A 17,188-nucleotide genomic window follows, 5' to 3' on the forward strand; every position below is an offset into this window, starting at 1 on the left:
GCGTCCCGGACGAGGCGTTTCCATCCTAGGACTGTTTGTCGAGATACTGCGCCGGGTCCACCGGCTTGCCAAAACGGCGCACCTCGAAGTGCAGCTTCACCTGGTCGGCGTCACTATTGCCCATCTCGGCGATCTTCTGACCCTTTTTCACATCCTGCCCCTCCCTGACCAGCAACTGGCTGTTGTGCGCGTAGGCGGTCAGATAGGTCTTGTCGTGCTTGAGGATGATCAGCTTGCCGTAGCCGCGCAGGCCGGTGCCGCTGTAGACCACCTTGCCGTCGCCGACGGCGAGGATGGGCTGACCGGCCTTGCCGCCGATGTCTATCCCCTTGCTGCTCTCGGTGAAGCCGCGCAGCAGCTTGCCCTGGGTCGGCCAGATCCAGCCGTTACCTCCCGCCGCGAGCGGAGGCGTGGGCGGTTGCGTCGCCGTTTCGGCCGGCTTGGCGACCGTTTCCGGCCTGACGACCGGTTCAGCTTTCGCCGTCGCTGGCGGAGGCGGGGACGCATCCGCCGCCGGCTTCGCCGTCGGCCCCTCACTCTGTGCCGGCAGCGCCCTGGCCGCGGCTTCCGAATACGGCTGTTTCAGCGCCTTCGGGTAGGGCTTGAGTGCCGGAGCGGCGCCGACCGGGGCTGCTGCGGCCTGGGCCGTCGCCGGTTTGGTCGCCGCCGGGGCGGGTGTCCTGGCCGGGAGCGAGGCGGTGCCGCCGGCTTCGGGCGGCGTCAGGCGCAGCGTCTGGCCGGCCTTGATGCCGAAATCCTCGGGCAGCTGGTTCCACGCCGCCAGGTCCTGATACTTCAGGCCGTTGTTGACCGCGATGCGGTACAGCGTCTCGCCGGGCGCCACCACGTGGGTCGTGGCGCGGGCGCCGTCCGGCCGGATCGCCGTCGGACGGGACAGCGGGACGCTGGTCGCGCCGCCGTCCGGCGCGCCGCCGCCGGTCATGCTCGAGGGGCGAACCGACGCGGCCGGACGCGAGGCCGTGCCGGCTTCGATCGGGGCGCCGCTTTGCGTCAGCGTGGTGCAGGCCGACAACCCCGCGATCAGGCCGACGCATGCGAAAGTACGGTATCGGGCTAGCTGTTTCTTGCTCATGTGCTAAACGCTGTTATAAGCGCGTGATGATTCGAAGTAAATCGGCGTCGCCGACGGTGTTGCGTTTTTGCCGTGCATCATTGACGGCCGGGCAGCAGGGGCACGAAACGCACCGCGTCGAGGCGGGTTTTTTGCAGCCCCTGAGAGGTTTTCTCGATGAGCCAGAGATGCTGCTCTGCCTCGCCTAGCGGCAGCACCAGCCGGCCACCCTCGGCCAACTGCGCGATCAGCGCGTCCGGTACGCTGCGCGCGGCGGCGGTCATGATGATGCCGTCGAAGGGGGCGGCCTCGGGCAGGCCGAAGTGGCCGTCGCCGTGGACCAGCCGCGCCTGTACCAGTTTGGCCGCACGCAGATTGCGTCTAGCTTTGTCCAGTAGCGGCGCCAGACGTTCCACCGAAAAGACCTCGACGCCGGTTTTCAGCAGCACGGCCGTCTGATAGCCGCAGCCGGTGCCGATTTCGAGCACCTTGCCGGGGCTGCGCCCGCCGATCAGCAGCTCGGTCATTCGCGCGACGGTGAAGGGCTGCGAGATGGTCTGGCCGTGGCCGATCGGCAGCGAGGTGTCGTCGTAGGCGCGCGTGGCGATCGCCTCGTCGACGAACAGGTGGCGCGGTACTTGGTACATCGCCGTCAGCACGCGTTCGTCGCGCACGCCGCCCTGGCGCAGGCGTTCGACCATGCGTAGCCGGGTCCGGTCGGACAGCATGCCGCTGTTGCGGGGGGCTTGGGTCAGCGATGGAGCCATGGTTCTACCCTAGGGAAAAGGGGCGGTCGCGCCGCCGCTTGCCGGCCCGTCGTTGCGGCGACGGGGTGCGCGAGGAACGCTCCGGGGGCGAAGGTGTGTCTGATTGTATCCTCGCTGCAATGACAAAGGGAATACGCATCGCACGGCAAAACAAAACCCGCCGGCAGGGCGGCGGGTTGCGGGTTCGGTCGGGGGAGCGATCACTGGTAGTAGCGTTGGCTGAATTCCAGCATGCGTTCGATCGGCAGGCGTGCGGCGTCCATCTGCTCGGCGCTCAGGTAGTCGATCTCGAGGCCCTCGCCGCGCTGCGCGCGCTTGACTGCCTCGACGGTGTTCATCTTCATGTACGGACAGGAATTGCACTGGCAGCCGGCGTAGATCGGCGCCTGGCGGATGTCGAGGTCCGGGCGCGCCTGGCGCATGTTGTAGAGGATGCCGTCTTCGGTCGCGACGAAGATGACCGCGGACGGGGCGCCCTGGTACGCTTTGATCCAGTTGAGCATGCCCGAGGTCGAGCCGACGTAGTCGGCGCCGGTCAGCACCGGCAGCGGGCTTTCCGGGTGGGCGATCAGGTACTTGTCGCCCGCGACGGCGGCGAACGCCTCCTTCAGCGCGGCCTCGTTGAACTTGTCGTGTACCTCGCACACTGCCGACCACAGTGGCATGTCGTAGCCGTACTGGAAGTTCAGGTAGGCGCCCATATTTCGGTCGGGCGAGAAGATCACCTTCTGGCCTTGTTCGTACAGGTGGGCGATGATGTCGTCGACGTTGCGGCTGGTCACGATCCAGTCCGACAGCGCCTTGTGCTCGGCGCTCGAGTTGATGTACGACACGTGCACATGGTCCGGGTAGCTCTCGCGCCAGCGGCGCAGCGCGGCGACGTCGGTCTGCGTGACCAGCGAACAGGTCGACTGCGCGTCGGGCAGGATCACGCGCGCCGCCGGGTTGAGGATCTTGGCCGTTTCGGCCATGAAGCGCACGCCGGCGAACACGATGATGTCGGCCTTCGCTTCGCGCGCGTAGAGCGAAAGTTCCAGGCTGTCGCCGACCTTGTCGGCCATCTGCTGGATTTCCGGTTGGGTATAGTAGTGGGCGAGCGTGACTACGCGAGTCATACGACTGAACTCCGGTCGTATCCGGAACGGGCGGGGCGCCCGTTCTGTTGATGCGACGCAATGAATGGTTAACGCTGAATAGGTTAGAGTAGCAATATTGTAACGGCTTGACCACCTCGGCGCTCGACGGCGGCGCGGGCGGTGCCGTTCGACGAGGAACCGCGGAATGTCGACTTCCTACCACGCGCACAGCGAGCATGATCATGGGCATGCGCCGCACGACGACGACCACGCCGTCAACCACGAGCAGCACCGTCATGCGCATGCGCACGGCCTGAGCGGCCAAGCCGCGCGCGCCGCCAGCAGCCGCTCGCTGCGGCTGGCGCTGGCGGTCACGCTCGGCTACGCCTTCGTCGAGGCGGCCGGCGGCGTCTGGAGCGGTTCGCTCGCGCTGCTGTCGGACGCCGGTCACATGCTGACCGATTCGATGGCGCTGTTGCTGGCGGTGCTGATGGCGCGCGTCAGCCAGAAGCCGGCGTCCAGCCGGCACTCTTTCGGGCTCGGGCGTGCCGAGGTGGTCGGCGCCTTCGTCAACGGTCTGTTCATGCTCGGCGTGATCGTTTACATCGCGGTCGAGGCGGTGGCGCGCGTGCTAGAGCCGCTGCCGGTCAAGGGGGGCAGCGTGATGGCGATCGCGCTGGTCGGCCTGGCGGTCAATGTGCTGGTCGCCTGGGTGCTGTCGCGAGGCGCGCACTCGCTGAACGCCCGCGCGGCGCTCTTGCACGTGATGGGCGACCTCTTGGGTTCGGTCGCCGCCATCGTCGCCGGCGCGGTGATCTATTTCACCGGCTGGACGCTGGTCGACCCCATGCTGTCGGTGCTGGTCGCGCTGCTGATCCTCAATTCCACCTGGCGCTTGCTGCGCCAGTCGCTGCTGGTGCTGATGGAGGGCGTGCCGGCCCATCTCGACTTCAACAAGGTCGGCCGCGCGCTGGCCTCGGTGCCTGGCGTGCTGTCGGTGCACGACCTGCACATCTGGACCATGTCGGCCGAGCGCGTCGCGCTGTCGGCCCATCTGCGCGTCGACGCTCCCGGCGACTGGCCGCGGGTGCTGGCCGAGTGTCAGCGCAAGCTGTCCGGCCGCTTCGGCATCGACCATATCACCCTGCAACCCGAATGGCCCCTGCCGCCGCCCGGCGGGAGGGCGGTCAGGGTCGCGGTGCGCGCCTCGGAGGGGTCCTGATGAAGCCGCATTACCTGACGCCGCTGTTCTCGCCCCGCTCGGTCGCCGTGATCGGCGCGAGCGACACGCCCGGTTCGGTCGGGCAGGCGGTGTTCACCAGCCTGGTGGCGGGCAATTTCCAGGGCAAGCTTTATCCGGTCAACCTGAACCGCAAGGTGGTCGGCGGCTTTCCCGCCTACGCGTCGGTGCGCCAGATCGACGCGACGATCGACCTGGCGGTGGTCGCCACGCCTATCCGCGCGCTGCCGGCGGTGATGAGGGAGTGCGGCCGCCACGGCGTGAAGACGATGCTGCTGGCCAAGGACTTTTCCGACTCGGTCCCGCTCGAGCGCGAACTCCTCGCCGAATCGCTGGCGCTGGCGCGCCGCCACGGCATCCGCGTGCTCGGCCCGGTGGTGCTCGGCATGATGCGGCCGGTGGCGGGGCTGCTGGCCAGCAGCTATTCGGGCAAGGTTCGGCCCGGCAACCTCGCGCTGGTTGCGCAGTCGAGCGCGCTGTGTGCGGCAATGCTCGACTGGGCCGACAGCAAGGACATCGGCTTTTCCAGCGTGGTCCCGCTCGGCGAGGCGCTCGACGTCGACTTTGGCGAGGTGCTCGATTTCCTGGTCGCCGACCCTTTCACCCAGGGCATCTTGCTGCACGTCCACCACATCCACGACGCGCGCCGTTTCATGAGCGCGCTGCGCGCCGCCGGCCGCGTCAAGCCGGTGGTGGTGATCAAGTCGGGGCGCTTCGAGGAGGGCGACGACGGGCCGGGGGTGCTGGCGCGCCGCGTCGACAGCGGCGAGGTGTTCGACGCCGCGTTGGCGCGCGCCGGCGTGCTGAAAGTGTCGACCATCGCGCAGCTTTTCACCGCCGCCAAGGTGCTGGCCGCCAACTACCGCGTGCAAGGGCCCCGTCTGGCGATCGTCGTCAACGGCGTCGGCCCCGGCGTGCTGGCCGCCGACAGCGCGATCCGTCTCGGCGTCGAGCTGGCGACCTTGGCCGAGCCGACGATCGCGCTGTTGAACGACGCGCTGCCGCGCAACTGGTCGCGCGGCAACCCGGTCGACATCATCGGCGACGCCAGCCCGATGCGCTACCGTACCGCGGTGAAGGCCTGCCTCGACGACCCGGGCGTCGACGGTGTGCTGGTCATCTTCACGCCGCAGGCGGGCACCGACCACCTGAGTACCGCGCAGTTGATGGTCGGCCTGCAGCGCGAGGCGAGCAAGCCGATCTTCCTGTCGTGGCTGGGCGAGGCCAAGGTGTCGGAAAGCCGCGAACTGTTTTCCAAGGCCCGCTGCGCACACTTCCGGGCGCCCGAGTACGCGATCGAGGTGTTCCAGAGTCTCGCCGCCTACCACCACAACCAGCAACTGCTGCTGCAGACGCCGGGGCCGCTCGAAGGCAAGCGCGAGGAGCCCGACCTCGCCGGCGCGCGCGCGCTGATCCGCACCGCGTTGGCCGAGGGGCGGTCCATCCTGGCCGAGCGCGAGGCCAAGGCGGTGCTCGCCGCGTTCAACATCCCGGTCAACCCGTCGGCGCTCGCGCGCAGCGACGACGAGGCGGCGAGCCTGGCCGAGGCGATGGGCTACCCGGTCGTGCTGAAGATCGATTCGCCCGACATCCTTTACAAGTCGGATGTCGGCGGCGTCGAGCTGAATATCGGCAACGAGATCGCGCTCAGAGAGGCCTACCATGTGATCGTCACCCGCGCGCGCCTGGCGCGCCCGGAGGCGCGCATCGACGGCGTGACCGTGCAGCCGATGAGGAAGCGCCGCTACGGGCGCGAACTGGTGGTCGGCGTCGTCCACGACGAGACCTTCGGTCCGGTCATGACCTTCGGCGCCGGCGGCGTGGCCGTCGACCTGCTGCACGACCAGACCATCGCGCTGCCGCCGCTGAACGGCTTTCTGGCCGACGCGATGATAGACCGCACCCGCATCGGCAAGACGCTGGCCGGCTTCAAGCACCTGCCGGCGGTCGACCGCGACGCGCTCAGGGAGGTGATGCTCAGGGTGTCGGAGATGGTGTGCGAGTTGCCCGAGATCCGCGAAATCGACATCAACCCGCTTCTGGTCGACGCCGACGGCGCGGTCGTGCTGGACGCGCGGCTGGCGCTGGCGGCGGCGCCGGCCAACGGCAAGCGCTACGGCCACATGGCGATCATGCCTTATCCGAGCGACAAGGTGAAAAGCCTGACGCTGCGCGACGGCACGCCGGTGTCGGTGCGTCCGGTGCGCCCCGAGGACGCGCAGATGCAGCAGGCCTTCGTCGCCGGCCTGTCCGAGGAAAGCCGCTACAACCGCTATATGTCGAGCATCAAACAGCTGTCGCAGCAGATGTTGGTACGTTTCACCCAGCTCGACTACGACCGCGAGATGGGGCTGTCGATGGTGCGCGAGCGCGCGGACGGCGGCGAGGAGCAGCTGGCGATCGCCCGCTACGTGACCGACCCGGACAACGAGAGCTGCGAGTTCGCGCTGGTGGTCGCCGACGCCTGGCAGGGGCGCGGCATCGGCCCGGTCCTGATGACCATGCTGTTCGACGCCGCGCGTGACCAGGGGCTGAAGCTGATGCACGGCGAGGTGCTCGCCGGCAACAAGGCGATGCTCAAGCTGATGCATGCGCTCGGCTTCGAGGTGAAGCCCCATCCGGAGGACCGCTCGCTCGCCGTCGTGAGCAAGCGCTTGTCCGGTGACGCGCCAGGCGGATCGACCGGGGAATAAGCGCTTGCCAGATAAGAGAAAACTGCCCTAGAATGCTAGGCTTTTCACGATTCCGAATTTATTCAAGGACAATCGACAATGGTAGTGATTCGTCTGGCCCGTGGTGGCGCCAAGAACCGTCCGTTCTACAACATCGTGGTCACCGACTCCCGCAACCGTCGCGACGGCCGCTTCATCGAGCGCGTGGGTTTCTACAACCCGGTCGCCAACGAGAAGGAAGAGCGCGTCCGTCTGACCATGGATCGTCTGAACTACTGGCTCGGCGTCGGCGCCCAGGTGACCGACTCGGTCGCCAAGCTGCTCAAGGAGCAGGCCAAGGCCGCTGCCTAAGCATCTGCAACGTTTTTGACCGGGTGGCGCATGCGCGACGACGATCTTGTGATCATGGGGTATGTGCGCGGCGCCTTCGGTGTGCGCGGCTGGGTGAAAATCCACGCGGACACCGAATACGCAGACAGCCTGTTCGACTACGCCACCTGGTGGCTCGGTCGTGACGGCGACTGGAAACCCTACCGCTTCGAAAACGGCCAGCTCCAGCCCAAGGCCCTCTCGGCCAAGCTGGAAGGCGTGGACGACCGCGACGCCGCCGAGGCGATGCGCGGCTGCCAGATCGCGATTCCGCGCAGCGAATTCCCCGAGCCCGAAGAAGGCGAGTTCTACTGGACCGACCTGATCGGGCTCGAGGTATTCAATCTGGACGGCGTGCGGCTGGGCAAGGTCGGCGAGCTGATGGAGACCGGCGCCAACGACGTGCTGGTCGTCGTCGACGGCCCGACCCGCCGCCTGCTGCCCTTCGTCGACGCGGTGGTCAAATCGGTCGACCTCGACGCCGGCCGCATTACGGCGGACTGGGGTCTGGACTACTGATGCAGATCGACGCGATCACGCTGTTTCCCGAGATGTTCGCCGCGATCAACGCCTTCGGCGTCACGCGGCGCGCGCTCGAGGCGGGCATCTGGGGTTTCCGGGGCTGGAATCCGCGCGACTTCACCCACGACAATTACCGCACCATCGACGACCGCCCCTACGGCGGCGGTCCCGGCATGGTGATGTTGGCCGAGCCGCTCGAAGCGGCGATCGCCGCCGCGCGCCAGCGCCAGGCGGCCGCCGGCGTCGAGAAGACCCATGTGGTCTACCTGTCGCCGCAGGGATGTCGGTTCGATCATGCCAAGGCGGTCGAACTGGCGGCTCGCCCCGGCCTGGTGCTGCTGTGCGGCCGCTACGAGGGCATAGACGAGCGTCTGATCCGGCGCGAGGTCGACGAGGAAATCTCGCTCGGCGACTATGTGCTCTCCGGCGGCGAACTGCCGGCGATGGTGCTGATGGACGCGGTGATCCGCCTGCTGCCGGGTGTGCTGAACGACGCGCAGTCCGCCTACGAGGACTCGTTCGTCAACGGTCTGCTGGACTGTCCGCACTACACCCGGCCCGAAGAATACCGTGGCGAGAAGGTGCCCGAGGTCTTGCTTTCGGGCAACCACGCCCGGATCGCCCAGTGGCGACTCAAGCAGTCGCTCGGGCGTACCTGGCAGCGCCGGCCCGATCTGTTGGCCGGCCGGCCTTTGACAAAACCGGAGTCTCGGCTGCTGGCGGAGTACCAGCAGGAACAAGACGCCGCAAAAGAACAGGAGTCCTGACATGGATCTGATTCAACAACTCGAGCAGGAAGAAATCGCTCGCCTGAACAAAACCATTCCCGCTTTCGCGCCGGGTGACACCGTTGTGGTGCAGGTGAAGGTGAAAGAAGGCAACCGCGAGCGTCTGCAGGCTTACGAAGGCGTGGTGATCGCCAAGCGCAACCGCGGCCTGAACAGCTCCTTCATCGTGCGCAAGCTGTCCGCCGGCGAAGGCGTCGAGCGTACCTTCCAGACCTACTCCCCGCTGGTCGCTTCGATCGAAGTGAAGCGCCGCGGCGACGTGCGTCGCGCCAAGCTGTACTACCTGCGTGGCCGTACCGGCAAGTCGGCCCGCATCAAGGAAAAACTGCCGGCGCGCAAAGTCGCCCCGCAGGCCTGATTTTCCGTTGCAAGCTGCAAAGCGCAAGGCGTCCGCCTTGCGCTTTTTTCGTGTCCGGTGCCCGTGCTCATGACCAACCGTACCGCGATCGCCGCCGCCGGCGCGATGACCGACATCCAGTGCCACCTGCTCGCCGATGAAGCCCGCTGACGATGCCGCCGCCGTCGAAACCTTTCTCGTCTACCTGTGGCAGGCGGAAAACCTCGCCGACAAGACCCGCGACGCCTACCGTGCCGATCTGACCAAGCTGACGGCGCGGTTGCTTGCGCGCGGCACGACCCTGCTCGCCGCCGATGCCGACACCTTGCGCGAAGTGCTCGCCGGCGACGCGAGCCGGGCGAGCACGCGTGCGCGGCTGGTGACCAGCGTGCGGCGTTTCTACCGCCACGCGCAGGGCGCGGGATGGCGCGACGACGATCCGTCGGTGCGGCTGGCGACGCCGCGGCGCGGCCTGACGCTGCCGCGCACCCTGTCAGAGCGTAGCGTCGATATCCTGCTCGCCGCGCCAGACGTGGCGACGCCGGTCGGCCTGCGCGACAAGGCGATGCTCGAGCTCCTGTATGCGACCGGACTGCGCGTATCCGAACTCGTCGCGCTCAAGCTCGGCCAGTTCGACCTCAACGAGGGCTGCCTGACCACGATCGGCAAGGGCGACAAGGAGCGCAAGGTGCCGATGGGGCAGGTCGCGATCCGTCATCTGGAGCGCTACCTCGCCAAGGGGCGCACCACGCTGCTCGGCTCGGGCCGCAACGACGCGCTCTTCATCGGCGAGCGCGGCGCGTCGCTGACGCGTCAGGGCGCCTGGCTGATCATCTCGCGTTACGCGAGCGCCTGCGGCCTGGACGGCGTCAGCCCGCACACCCTGCGCCACGCCTTTGCCACCCATCTGGTCAACCATGGCGCCGACCTGCGGGTGGTGCAGTTGCTGCTCGGCCATGCCGACATCACCACCACGCAGATCTATACCCACGTCGCGCGGGAGCGGCTCAAGGCGCTGCACGCGCAGCACCATCCGCGCGGCTGACGGGTAGCACAGCGGGGCTCGGCCAACCTTCAGGGTTGGCCGAGCCTTTTTCGTGCGAAGGCGTGACAGGGGGCAGACGGGGCGGGGGCCGGCCGTGCGTGACGGCCAGCAAAAAGCCCGGCGAACCGGGCTTTGGCAACGGCGGGGAAGGGCTCAGGCGGGAGTCGCCGCTGGCTCCTCGCTGAACTGCAGCACCACCTTGTCCGATTCGTCGACGTCGACCGTCACCTCGCCACCGTCGGCCAGACGACCGAACAGCAACTCGTCGGCCAGCGCCTTGCGGATGGTGTCCTGGATCAGGCGGGCCATCGGGCGCGCGCCCATCAGCGGATCGAAGCCCTTCTTCGCGAGGAACTTGCGCAACGCCTCGGTGAAGTGGATGTCGACCTTCTTCTCGGTGAGCTGCTGCTCCAGCTGCAAGAGGAACTTGTCGACCACGCGCAGGATGATCTCCTCGTTGAGCATACGGAACGGGATGATCGCGTCGAGCCGGTTGCGGAACTCGGGGCTGAACATCCGCTTGATGTCGGCCATCTCGTCGCCGGCCTCCTTGGCGTTGGTGAAGCCCATCGACGGCTTGGACAGCGACTCGGCGCCCGCGTTGGTGGTCATGATGAGGACCACGTTGCGGAAGTCGGCTTTGCGCCCGTTGTTGTCGGTCAGCGTGCCGTGGTCCATCACCTGCAGCAGCACGTTGAAGATGTCCGGGTGCGCCTTCTCGATCTCGTCGAGCAAGAGCACCGCGTACGGATGCTTGTTGATCGCCTCGGTCAGCTGGCCGCCCTGCTCGAAGCCGACGTAGCCGGGAGGCGCGCCGATCAGACGGCTCACCGCGTGGCGCTCCATGTACTCGGACATGTCGAAGCGGATCAGCTCGACGCCCATGATGAAGGCGAGCTGGCGCGCCACCTCGGTCTTGCCGACGCCGGTCGGACCCGAGAACAGGAAGGAGCCGATCGGTTTTTGCGGGTTGCCGAGGCCCGAGCGCGCCATCTTGATCGCGCCGGACAGCGCCTCGATCGCCTTTTCCTGGCCGTAGACGACGTTCTTCAGGTCGCGCTCGAGGTTCTTGAGCGAGTTCTTGTCGTCGCTGGACACGGTCTTGGGCGGGATGCGCGCGATCTTGGCGACGATCTCCTCGATTTCCGGCTTGCCGATGACCTTCTTCTGGCGCGATTTGGGCAGAATCTTCTGCGCCGCGCCGGCCTCGTCGATCACGTCGATCGCCTTGTCGGGCAGATGGCGATCGTTGATGTAGCGCGCCGACAGCTCGGCCGCGGTCGACAGCGCCGCCTGCGTGTACTTCACGCCGTGGTGCGCCTCGAAGCGACTCTTGAGTCCCTTGAGGATCTCGAAGGTCTGCTCGACCGTCGGCTCGGGCACGTCGATCTTCTGGAAGCGACGCGACAACGCGTTGTCCTTCTCGAAGATGCCGCGGTATTCGTTGTAGGTGGTCGCGCCGATGCAGCGCAGCGTGCCGTTCGACAGCGCCGGCTTCAGCAGGTTGGACGCGTCGAGCGTGCCGCCCGACGCCGCGCCGGCGCCGATCAGCGTGTGGATCTCGTCGATGAACAGGATCGCGTGCTCGTCGTCGGTCAGCTGCTTGATCACCGCCTTCAGGCGCTGCTCGAAGTCGCCACGGTACTTGGTGCCGGCCAGGAGCGCGCCCATGTCGAGCGCGTACACGGTCGCGGCGGACAGCACCTCGGGTACTTCGCCGTTGACGATGCGGCGCGCCAGGCCCTCGGCGATCGCGGTCTTGCCGACGCCGGCCTCGCCAACCAGCAGCGGGTTGTTCTTGCGCCGGCGGCACAGCACCTGGATCACGCGCTCGACCTCGCCGTCGCGGCCGATCAGCGGGTCGATCTTGCCGTCGCGCGCCAGCTGGTTGAGGTTCTGCGTGTAGCTTTCGAGCGCGCCGCCCGGGCCGGTCGCGACGTCGTCGCCGTCCTGCTCGGGGTTGTTGTTCTCGCGCGGCTCGCTATTGGGCTGCGAGCGGTGCTTGGTGATGCCGTGCGAGATGAAGTTCACCACATCGAGCCGCGAAATCCCTTGCTGGTGCAGGTAGTAGACCGCGTGCGAATCCTTTTCGCCGAAGATGGCGACCAGGATGTTGGCGCCGGTGACCTCCTTCTTGCCCGAGGACTGCACGTGCAGGATGGCGCGCTGGATCACGCGCTGGAACCCGAGCGTCGGCTGGGTCTCGACTTCGGATTCGCCGGGCACGGTCGGGGTGTGCTCGTCGACGAAGTCGGTGAGTTGTTTCTTCAGTTGATCGAGGTTGGCCCCGCAGGCGCGCAGCACTTCGGCGGCCGACGGGTTGTCGATCATGGCAAGCAGCAGATGTTCGACACTGATGAACTCGTGCCGCTTTCGCCTGGCGTCCATGAAGGCCATGTGCAGGCTGACTTCCAGCTCTTGGGCAATCATCAGTTTTCCTCCATCACGCATTGGAGCGGATGCTGGTGCGATCTTGCGAATTGCAACACCTGCTCGACCTTGGTAGCGGCCACGTCTTTGGTATAAACACCACACACGCCGCGGCCTTGCGTATGAACTTGTAGCATGACCCGGGTCGCTTTTTCCCGGTCCATGAAAAAAAACGTCTGCAGTATCTGGACCACAAAATCCATCGGTGTGAAATCGTCGTTCAATAACAAGACCTTATACAACGGGGGCGGGCGCGTCTTGGTCTTGGACGTCTCCAGGACGGTATCGTCTCCAAACTGGGTGGGCATGAGGGCTTTCTGCGAATCCGCGACTTACTTCAATTTTGGTTCCGGGGCGCCGTTTTTCAAGGCTCCCGCTTTTTATGTTTTTCGCTTGACGTTGCCACTCGTCATGCGTAGAAATACCGACAGGTGCTTGGTTTAAAGTCCGGCAGTGATAACGAACCCGTGTTTCACGCACTTTAAGCTTTTGTTGTTCGGCCTCACCAGCCAGTTTTATCAAGGAAGCAACATGGCAACTGGTATTGTCAAATGGTTCAACGATGCTAAAGGCTTCGGTTTCATTACTCCGGACGAAGGTGGTGAGGATCTGTTCGCTCACTTCTCCGCGATCAACATGCCGGGCTTCAAGACCCTGAAAGAGGGTCAGCGCGTGAGCTTCGACATCGTGAACGGTCCGAAGGGCAAGCAGGCTTCTAACATCCAGAACAGCTGATGCCGTTCAGACGGGTCGGGCGGGCGCAAGTTCTCCCAGTTCTGTCGGTGAAAACCCGCCTTTACGGCGGGTTTTTTCGTTTCTGATCAGGTGCTTACATGCGGTCTATCATCGCGCGGCCGAAGGCCGAGCAACTGACTTCGGTCGCGCCGTCCATCAGGCGGGCGAAGTCGTAGGTGACCTGCTTGTCGGCGATCGCCGCCTCCATGGCGCGGATCACCAGGTCGGCCGCTTGTGTCCAGCCGAGGTGGCGCAGCATCATTTCGGCCGACAGGATCAGCGAACCGGGATTCACCTTGTCCTGGCCGGCGTACTTCGGCGCGGTGCCGTGGGTGGCTTCGAAGATCGCGTAGCGGTCGGAGATGTTGGCGCCCGGCGCGATGCCGATGCCGCCGACCTGCGCGGCCAGCGCGTCGGAGATGTAGTCGCCGTTCAGGTTTAGCGTCGCGACCACGTCGTATTCGGCCGGGCGCAGCAGGATCTGTTGCAGGAATGCGTCCGCGATCGCATCTTTAATGATGATGTCGTTGCCGGTTCGCGGGTTGCTGAACTTGCACCACGGGCCGCCGTCGATCGGTTCGGCGCCGAATTCTTCTTGCGCGAGCTGGTAGCCGACGTCGCGGAACAAGCCTTCGGTGAACTTCATGATGTTGCCCTTGTGCACGATCGTCACCGACTTGCGGTCGTTGTCGATCGCGTAGCGAATGGCGGCGCGTACCAGGCGCCGGCTGCCCTCGATCGAGACCGGTTTGATGCCGATGCCCGAGGTGTCGGGGAAGCGGATCTTCTTCACGCCCATTTCGTTTTGCAGGAAGGCGATCACCTTGCGGGCTCCCTCGGACTCGGCCGACCATTCGATGCCGGCGTAGATGTCCTCGGTGTTTTCGCGGAAGATCACCATGTCGACCAGCTCCGGCTGCTTCAGCGGCGACGGCACGCCTTTGAAGTAGCGCACCGGACGCACGCACTGGTAGAGGTCCAGCTCCTGGCGCAACGCGACGTTCAGCGAGCGGATGCCGCCGCCGACCGGGGTGGTCATCGGGCCCTTGATCGACACCGAGTATTCCTTCAGCGCGGCCAATGTCTCTTCCGGCAGCCACACGTCGCTGCCGTACAGGCGGGTCGACTTCTCGCCGGCGTACACCTCCATCCAGTGGATCTGCTTCTGGCCGCCGTAGGCCTTCGCGACCGCCGCGTCGATCACGTCCTTCATCACCGGGGTGATGTCGACGCCGATGCCGTCGCCCTCGATGAAGGGGATGATGGGGTTGTTCGGGATCGGCTGCCCCGGGACGATTTTCTGGCCACCCGCTGGAACCGTGATGTGCGATGCGCTCATTGGCTTTTTCCTTCTGGTTGACTTGTGTCCGACAGTGTCCCCGGCGCCGGCTCCGTTTGCGGCGCCCGGCGTTCCACGCGCGAATCCTGTGCGCCGACGTCAGGGCGGGCCGCACCGGGACTGCCTTTCGATTATCCATGAAAATGCCGCGCGATCCGAGCCGGCGCGGGGGAGCCAGGCTGCACCGGTGCCAAGCAAAAACGCCAGGGCTGGGCCCTGGCGTTTTTGCTTGAGGCAAGGTCGGCGCCGCAGCGTCGCCGACCTTGATCGGCACGCTTTGCTCAGCCGCGCGCTGCCGCCAGCGCGGCGTTGAAGGTCGCGCTCGGACGCATCACGGCATCGCACTTGGCGGCGTCGGCCAGGTAGTAGCCGCCGATGTCCACCGGCTGGCCCTGCACCGCCTTCAGTTCGTCGACGATCTTCTGCTCGTTGTCGGTCAGCGCCTTGGCCAGTGGCGCGAACTGGGCAGCCAGTGCGGCATCTTCAGTCTGGGCGGCCAAAGCCTGGGCCCAGTACATGGCCAAGTAGAACTGGCTGCCGCGGTTGTCGAGCTCGCCGGTACGGCGCGACGGCGACTTGTCGTTGTCGAGCAGCTTGCCGGTGGCCTCGTCCAGCGTCCTGGCGAGGATCTTGGCCTTGTCGTTGCCGCTCTTGATGCCGAGCTCTTCCAGCGAGACGGCCAGCGCGAGGAATTCGCCCAAGCTGTCCCAGCGCAGGTGGTTTTCTTCCAAGAGCTGCTGCACATGCTTGGGCGCCGAGCCGCCGGCGCCGGTTTCGTACATGCCGCCGCCGGCCATCAGCGGCACGATGGACAGCATCTTGGCCGAGGTGCCCAGCTCCATGATCGGGAACAGGTCGGTCAGGTAGTCGCGCAGGATGTTGCCGGTCACCGAGATGGTGTCGAGGCCGCGGGCGACGCGCTCCAGCGTGAAGCGCATCGCGCGCACCTGCGACATGATGTGGATTTCCAGGCCGCTGGTGTCGTGATCCTTCAGGTAGGTTTCGACCTTCTTGATCAGTTCGGCCTCGTGCGGACGGTAGGGGTCGAGCCAGAACACCGCCGGCATGCCGGAGTTGCGCGCGCGGGTCACGGCGAGCTTGACCCAGTCGCGGATCGGCGCGTCCTTGACCTGGCACATGCGCCAGATGTCGCCTTCTTCGACGTTCTGGCTCAGCAGCACCTCGCCGGTGGCCAGGTCGACGATGTTGGCCACGCCGTCGGCCGGGATCTCGAAGGTCTTGTCGTGCGAGCCGTATTCTTCGGCCTTCTGCGCCATCAGGCCGACGTTCGGCACGGTGCCCATGGTGCGCGGGTCGAAGTTGCCGTGCCATTTGCAGAAGTTGATCATCTCCTGGTAGATGCGGGCGAAGGTCGACTCCGGCATCACGGCCTTGCAGTCGTAAGGCTTGCCGTCGGCGCCCCACATCTTGCCGCCGTTGCGGATCATCGCCGGCATCGACGCGTCGACGATGATGTCGTTCGGCGAGTGGAAGTTGGTGATGCCCTTGGCCGAGTCGACCATCGCCAGGCGCGGACGGTGTTCCTGGCAGGCGTGCAGGTCGCGGATGATCTCTTCCTGCTTGGACTCCGGCAGGGTCTTGATCTTCTCGTACAGCGTCGCCATGCCGTTGTTGACGTTGATGCCCAGCTCGTCGAACAGCTTGCCGTGCTTCTCGAACGCTTCCTTGTAGTAGATCTTCACGCAGTGGCCGAACACGATCGGGTGGGACACCTTCATCATGGTGGCCTTCACGTGCAGCGAGAACAGGATGCCGGCCTGGCGGCAGTCTTCCAGCTCGCGCTCGTAGAACTCGCACAACGCCTTCTTGCTCATGAACATCGAGTCGATGATCTCGCCTTCCTGCAGCGACACCTTCGGCTTGAGCACGATCTTCTCGCCGCTCTGGGTGACGAGTTCCATCTTCACGTCACGCGCGCGGTCGAGCGTCATCGACTTCTCGCCGTGGTAGAAGTCGCCGTGATCCATGTGCGAGACGTGGGTCTGCGACCACTGCTTCCATTCGCCCATCGAGTGCGGGTGCTTCTTGGCGTAGTTCTTCACCGCGGCCGGCGCGCGGCGGTCGGAGTTGCCCTCGCGCAGCACCGGGTTCACCGCCGAGCCGAGACACTTGGCGTAGCGCGCCTTGATCGCCTTTTCTTCGTCGTTGGCCGGGTTTTCCGGGTAGTTCGGGATCGCGTAGCCCTTCCACTGCAACTCCTTGATGCAGGCCATCAGTTGGGCGACCGACGCGCTGATGTTCGGCAGCTTGATGATGTTGGTGTCCGGATGCTGGGTCAGGCGGCCGAGCTCGGCCAAGGTGTCCGGCACCTTCTGCTCTTCGCTCAGGTAGTCGGAAAACTCCGCCAGCACGCGCGCGGCCACCGAGATGTCGGCGGTGACGACGTCGATGCCGGCCGGACCGGTGAAGGTTTGGACGATCGGCAAAAAGGCGTGGGTCGCCAGCGCGGGGGCTTCGTCGGTGAGCGTGTAGATGATGGTCGGCTGTTGCGAAGGCATTACGTTACTCCATGATTGTCATGAGGCGATCGAACGATTGCGCGAGGAGGCTGCGGTGCCGCGCGTAGGCTTGGCAAAGACGTGGGCCGGACGGACCGCCGGCTGCCGTGCCGTGCGATCCCGCGGTGCCGAATCCTGTACGCGAACGGTCGGCACACGGGGCCACTCGCCGGGGGCGGTGCGTACGGCGCCGATCGGCTCGGCTGCCGGCGGCGCGTGTTTCCCGTGTCGCACGCCGACCTGTTGACCCCGGCAGGCTGGCAGGCGCGTGGGGGAG

15 protein-coding genes are annotated in these 17,188 nt (G+C 65.9%); 8 read left to right on the forward strand and 7 right to left on the reverse strand.

Features of this window, described 5'->3' with window-relative positions; translation table 11 throughout:
* Positions 1–25 precede the first annotated feature (25 nt).
* The 3 genes from EV683_RS03275 to nadA form a co-directional block, all read right to left on the reverse strand.
* Positions 26–1,093 (reverse strand): peptidoglycan DD-metalloendopeptidase family protein, encoded by a 1,068-nt coding sequence (locus EV683_RS03275; RefSeq protein ID WP_131861816.1) that lies wholly within the window; start codon positions 1,091–1,093, stop codon positions 26–28.
* Between the two features lie 77 nt (positions 1,094–1,170).
* Entirely contained in the window at positions 1,171–1,839 is a 669-nt protein-coding gene (locus EV683_RS03280) for a protein-L-isoaspartate(D-aspartate) O-methyltransferase (protein WP_066611823.1), read from the reverse strand.
* Positions 1,840–2,039: 200 nt separating this feature from the next.
* A complete protein-coding gene (nadA, locus tag EV683_RS03285) occupies positions 2,040–2,954 on the reverse strand; it encodes a quinolinate synthase NadA (protein WP_066611821.1) in 915 nt (304 codons plus the stop codon).
* Positions 2,955–3,120: 166 nt separating this feature from the next.
* Between nadA and EV683_RS03290 the strand changes: the two genes are divergently transcribed.
* From EV683_RS03290 to xerD, 7 genes are all read left to right on the forward strand, one after another.
* Positions 3,121–4,137: a cation diffusion facilitator family transporter gene (locus EV683_RS03290; RefSeq protein WP_131861817.1), complete on the forward strand. Its 1,017-nt coding sequence runs from the start codon at positions 3,121–3,123 to the stop codon at positions 4,135–4,137.
* Complete coding sequence (locus EV683_RS03295) at positions 4,137–6,848, forward strand: bifunctional acetate--CoA ligase family protein/GNAT family N-acetyltransferase (RefSeq protein WP_131861818.1); 2,712 nt, start codon at positions 4,137–4,139, stop codon at positions 6,846–6,848. Before EV683_RS03290 ends, EV683_RS03295 begins: the two co-directional genes overlap by 1 nt.
* 78 nt (positions 6,849–6,926) lie before the next feature.
* Positions 6,927–7,178, forward strand: a complete 252-nt coding sequence (rpsP, locus tag EV683_RS03300) for a 30S ribosomal protein S16 (RefSeq protein WP_066611814.1) — start codon at positions 6,927–6,929, stop codon at positions 7,176–7,178.
* A 30-nt stretch (positions 7,179–7,208) separates the two neighbouring features.
* Positions 7,209–7,715 carry a ribosome maturation factor RimM gene (gene rimM, locus EV683_RS03305; RefSeq protein ID WP_131861819.1) on the forward strand — a complete coding sequence of 169 codons (507 nt, stop codon included), beginning with the start codon at positions 7,209–7,211 and terminating at the stop codon, positions 7,713–7,715.
* Entirely contained in the window at positions 7,715–8,485 is a 771-nt protein-coding gene (gene trmD, locus EV683_RS03310; protein ID WP_131861820.1) for a tRNA (guanosine(37)-N1)-methyltransferase TrmD, read from the forward strand. Before rimM ends, trmD begins: the two co-directional genes overlap by 1 nt.
* Before the next feature lies 1 nt (position 8,486).
* Positions 8,487–8,864: a 50S ribosomal protein L19 gene (gene rplS, locus EV683_RS03315; RefSeq protein WP_066611806.1), complete on the forward strand. Its 378-nt coding sequence runs from the start codon at positions 8,487–8,489 to the stop codon at positions 8,862–8,864.
* A 136-nt stretch (positions 8,865–9,000) separates the two neighbouring features.
* A complete protein-coding gene (xerD, locus tag EV683_RS03320) occupies positions 9,001–9,888 on the forward strand; it encodes a site-specific tyrosine recombinase XerD (protein WP_131861821.1) in 888 nt (295 codons plus the stop codon).
* 153 nt (positions 9,889–10,041) lie between these two features.
* Here the strand turns inward: xerD and clpA are convergent, their stop codons facing one another.
* The gene (gene clpA / locus EV683_RS03325) at positions 10,042–12,318 is read right to left on the reverse strand and encodes an ATP-dependent Clp protease ATP-binding subunit ClpA (RefSeq protein WP_066611804.1); all 2,277 of its coding nucleotides are present in this window, start codon (positions 12,316–12,318) and stop codon (positions 10,042–10,044) included.
* On the reverse strand, positions 12,318–12,626 hold the full coding sequence (gene clpS, locus EV683_RS03330; RefSeq protein ID WP_066611803.1) for an ATP-dependent Clp protease adapter ClpS: 309 nt from the start codon (positions 12,624–12,626) through the stop codon (positions 12,318–12,320). The genes clpA and clpS overlap by 1 nt, the downstream gene beginning before the upstream one ends.
* A gap of 223 nt (positions 12,627–12,849) precedes the next feature.
* Between clpS and EV683_RS03335 the strand changes: the two genes are divergently transcribed.
* Complete coding sequence (locus EV683_RS03335) at positions 12,850–13,053, forward strand: cold-shock protein (RefSeq protein WP_066611801.1); 204 nt, start codon at positions 12,850–12,852, stop codon at positions 13,051–13,053.
* 94 nt (positions 13,054–13,147) lie between these two features.
* Here the strand turns inward: EV683_RS03335 and icd are convergent, their stop codons facing one another.
* Complete coding sequence (icd, locus tag EV683_RS03340; protein WP_066611799.1) at positions 13,148–14,392, reverse strand: NADP-dependent isocitrate dehydrogenase; 1,245 nt, start codon at positions 14,390–14,392, stop codon at positions 13,148–13,150.
* A 281-nt stretch (positions 14,393–14,673) separates the two neighbouring features.
* Positions 14,674–16,911 carry an NADP-dependent isocitrate dehydrogenase gene (locus tag EV683_RS03345; protein ID WP_066611795.1) on the reverse strand — a complete coding sequence of 746 codons (2,238 nt, stop codon included), beginning with the start codon at positions 16,909–16,911 and terminating at the stop codon, positions 14,674–14,676.
* Between the last annotated feature and the right edge of the window lie 277 nt (positions 16,912–17,188).

This window comes from Crenobacter luteus (assembly GCF_004345725.1).
Taxonomy (GTDB): Bacteria; Pseudomonadota; Gammaproteobacteria; order Burkholderiales; family Chromobacteriaceae; genus Crenobacter; species Crenobacter luteus.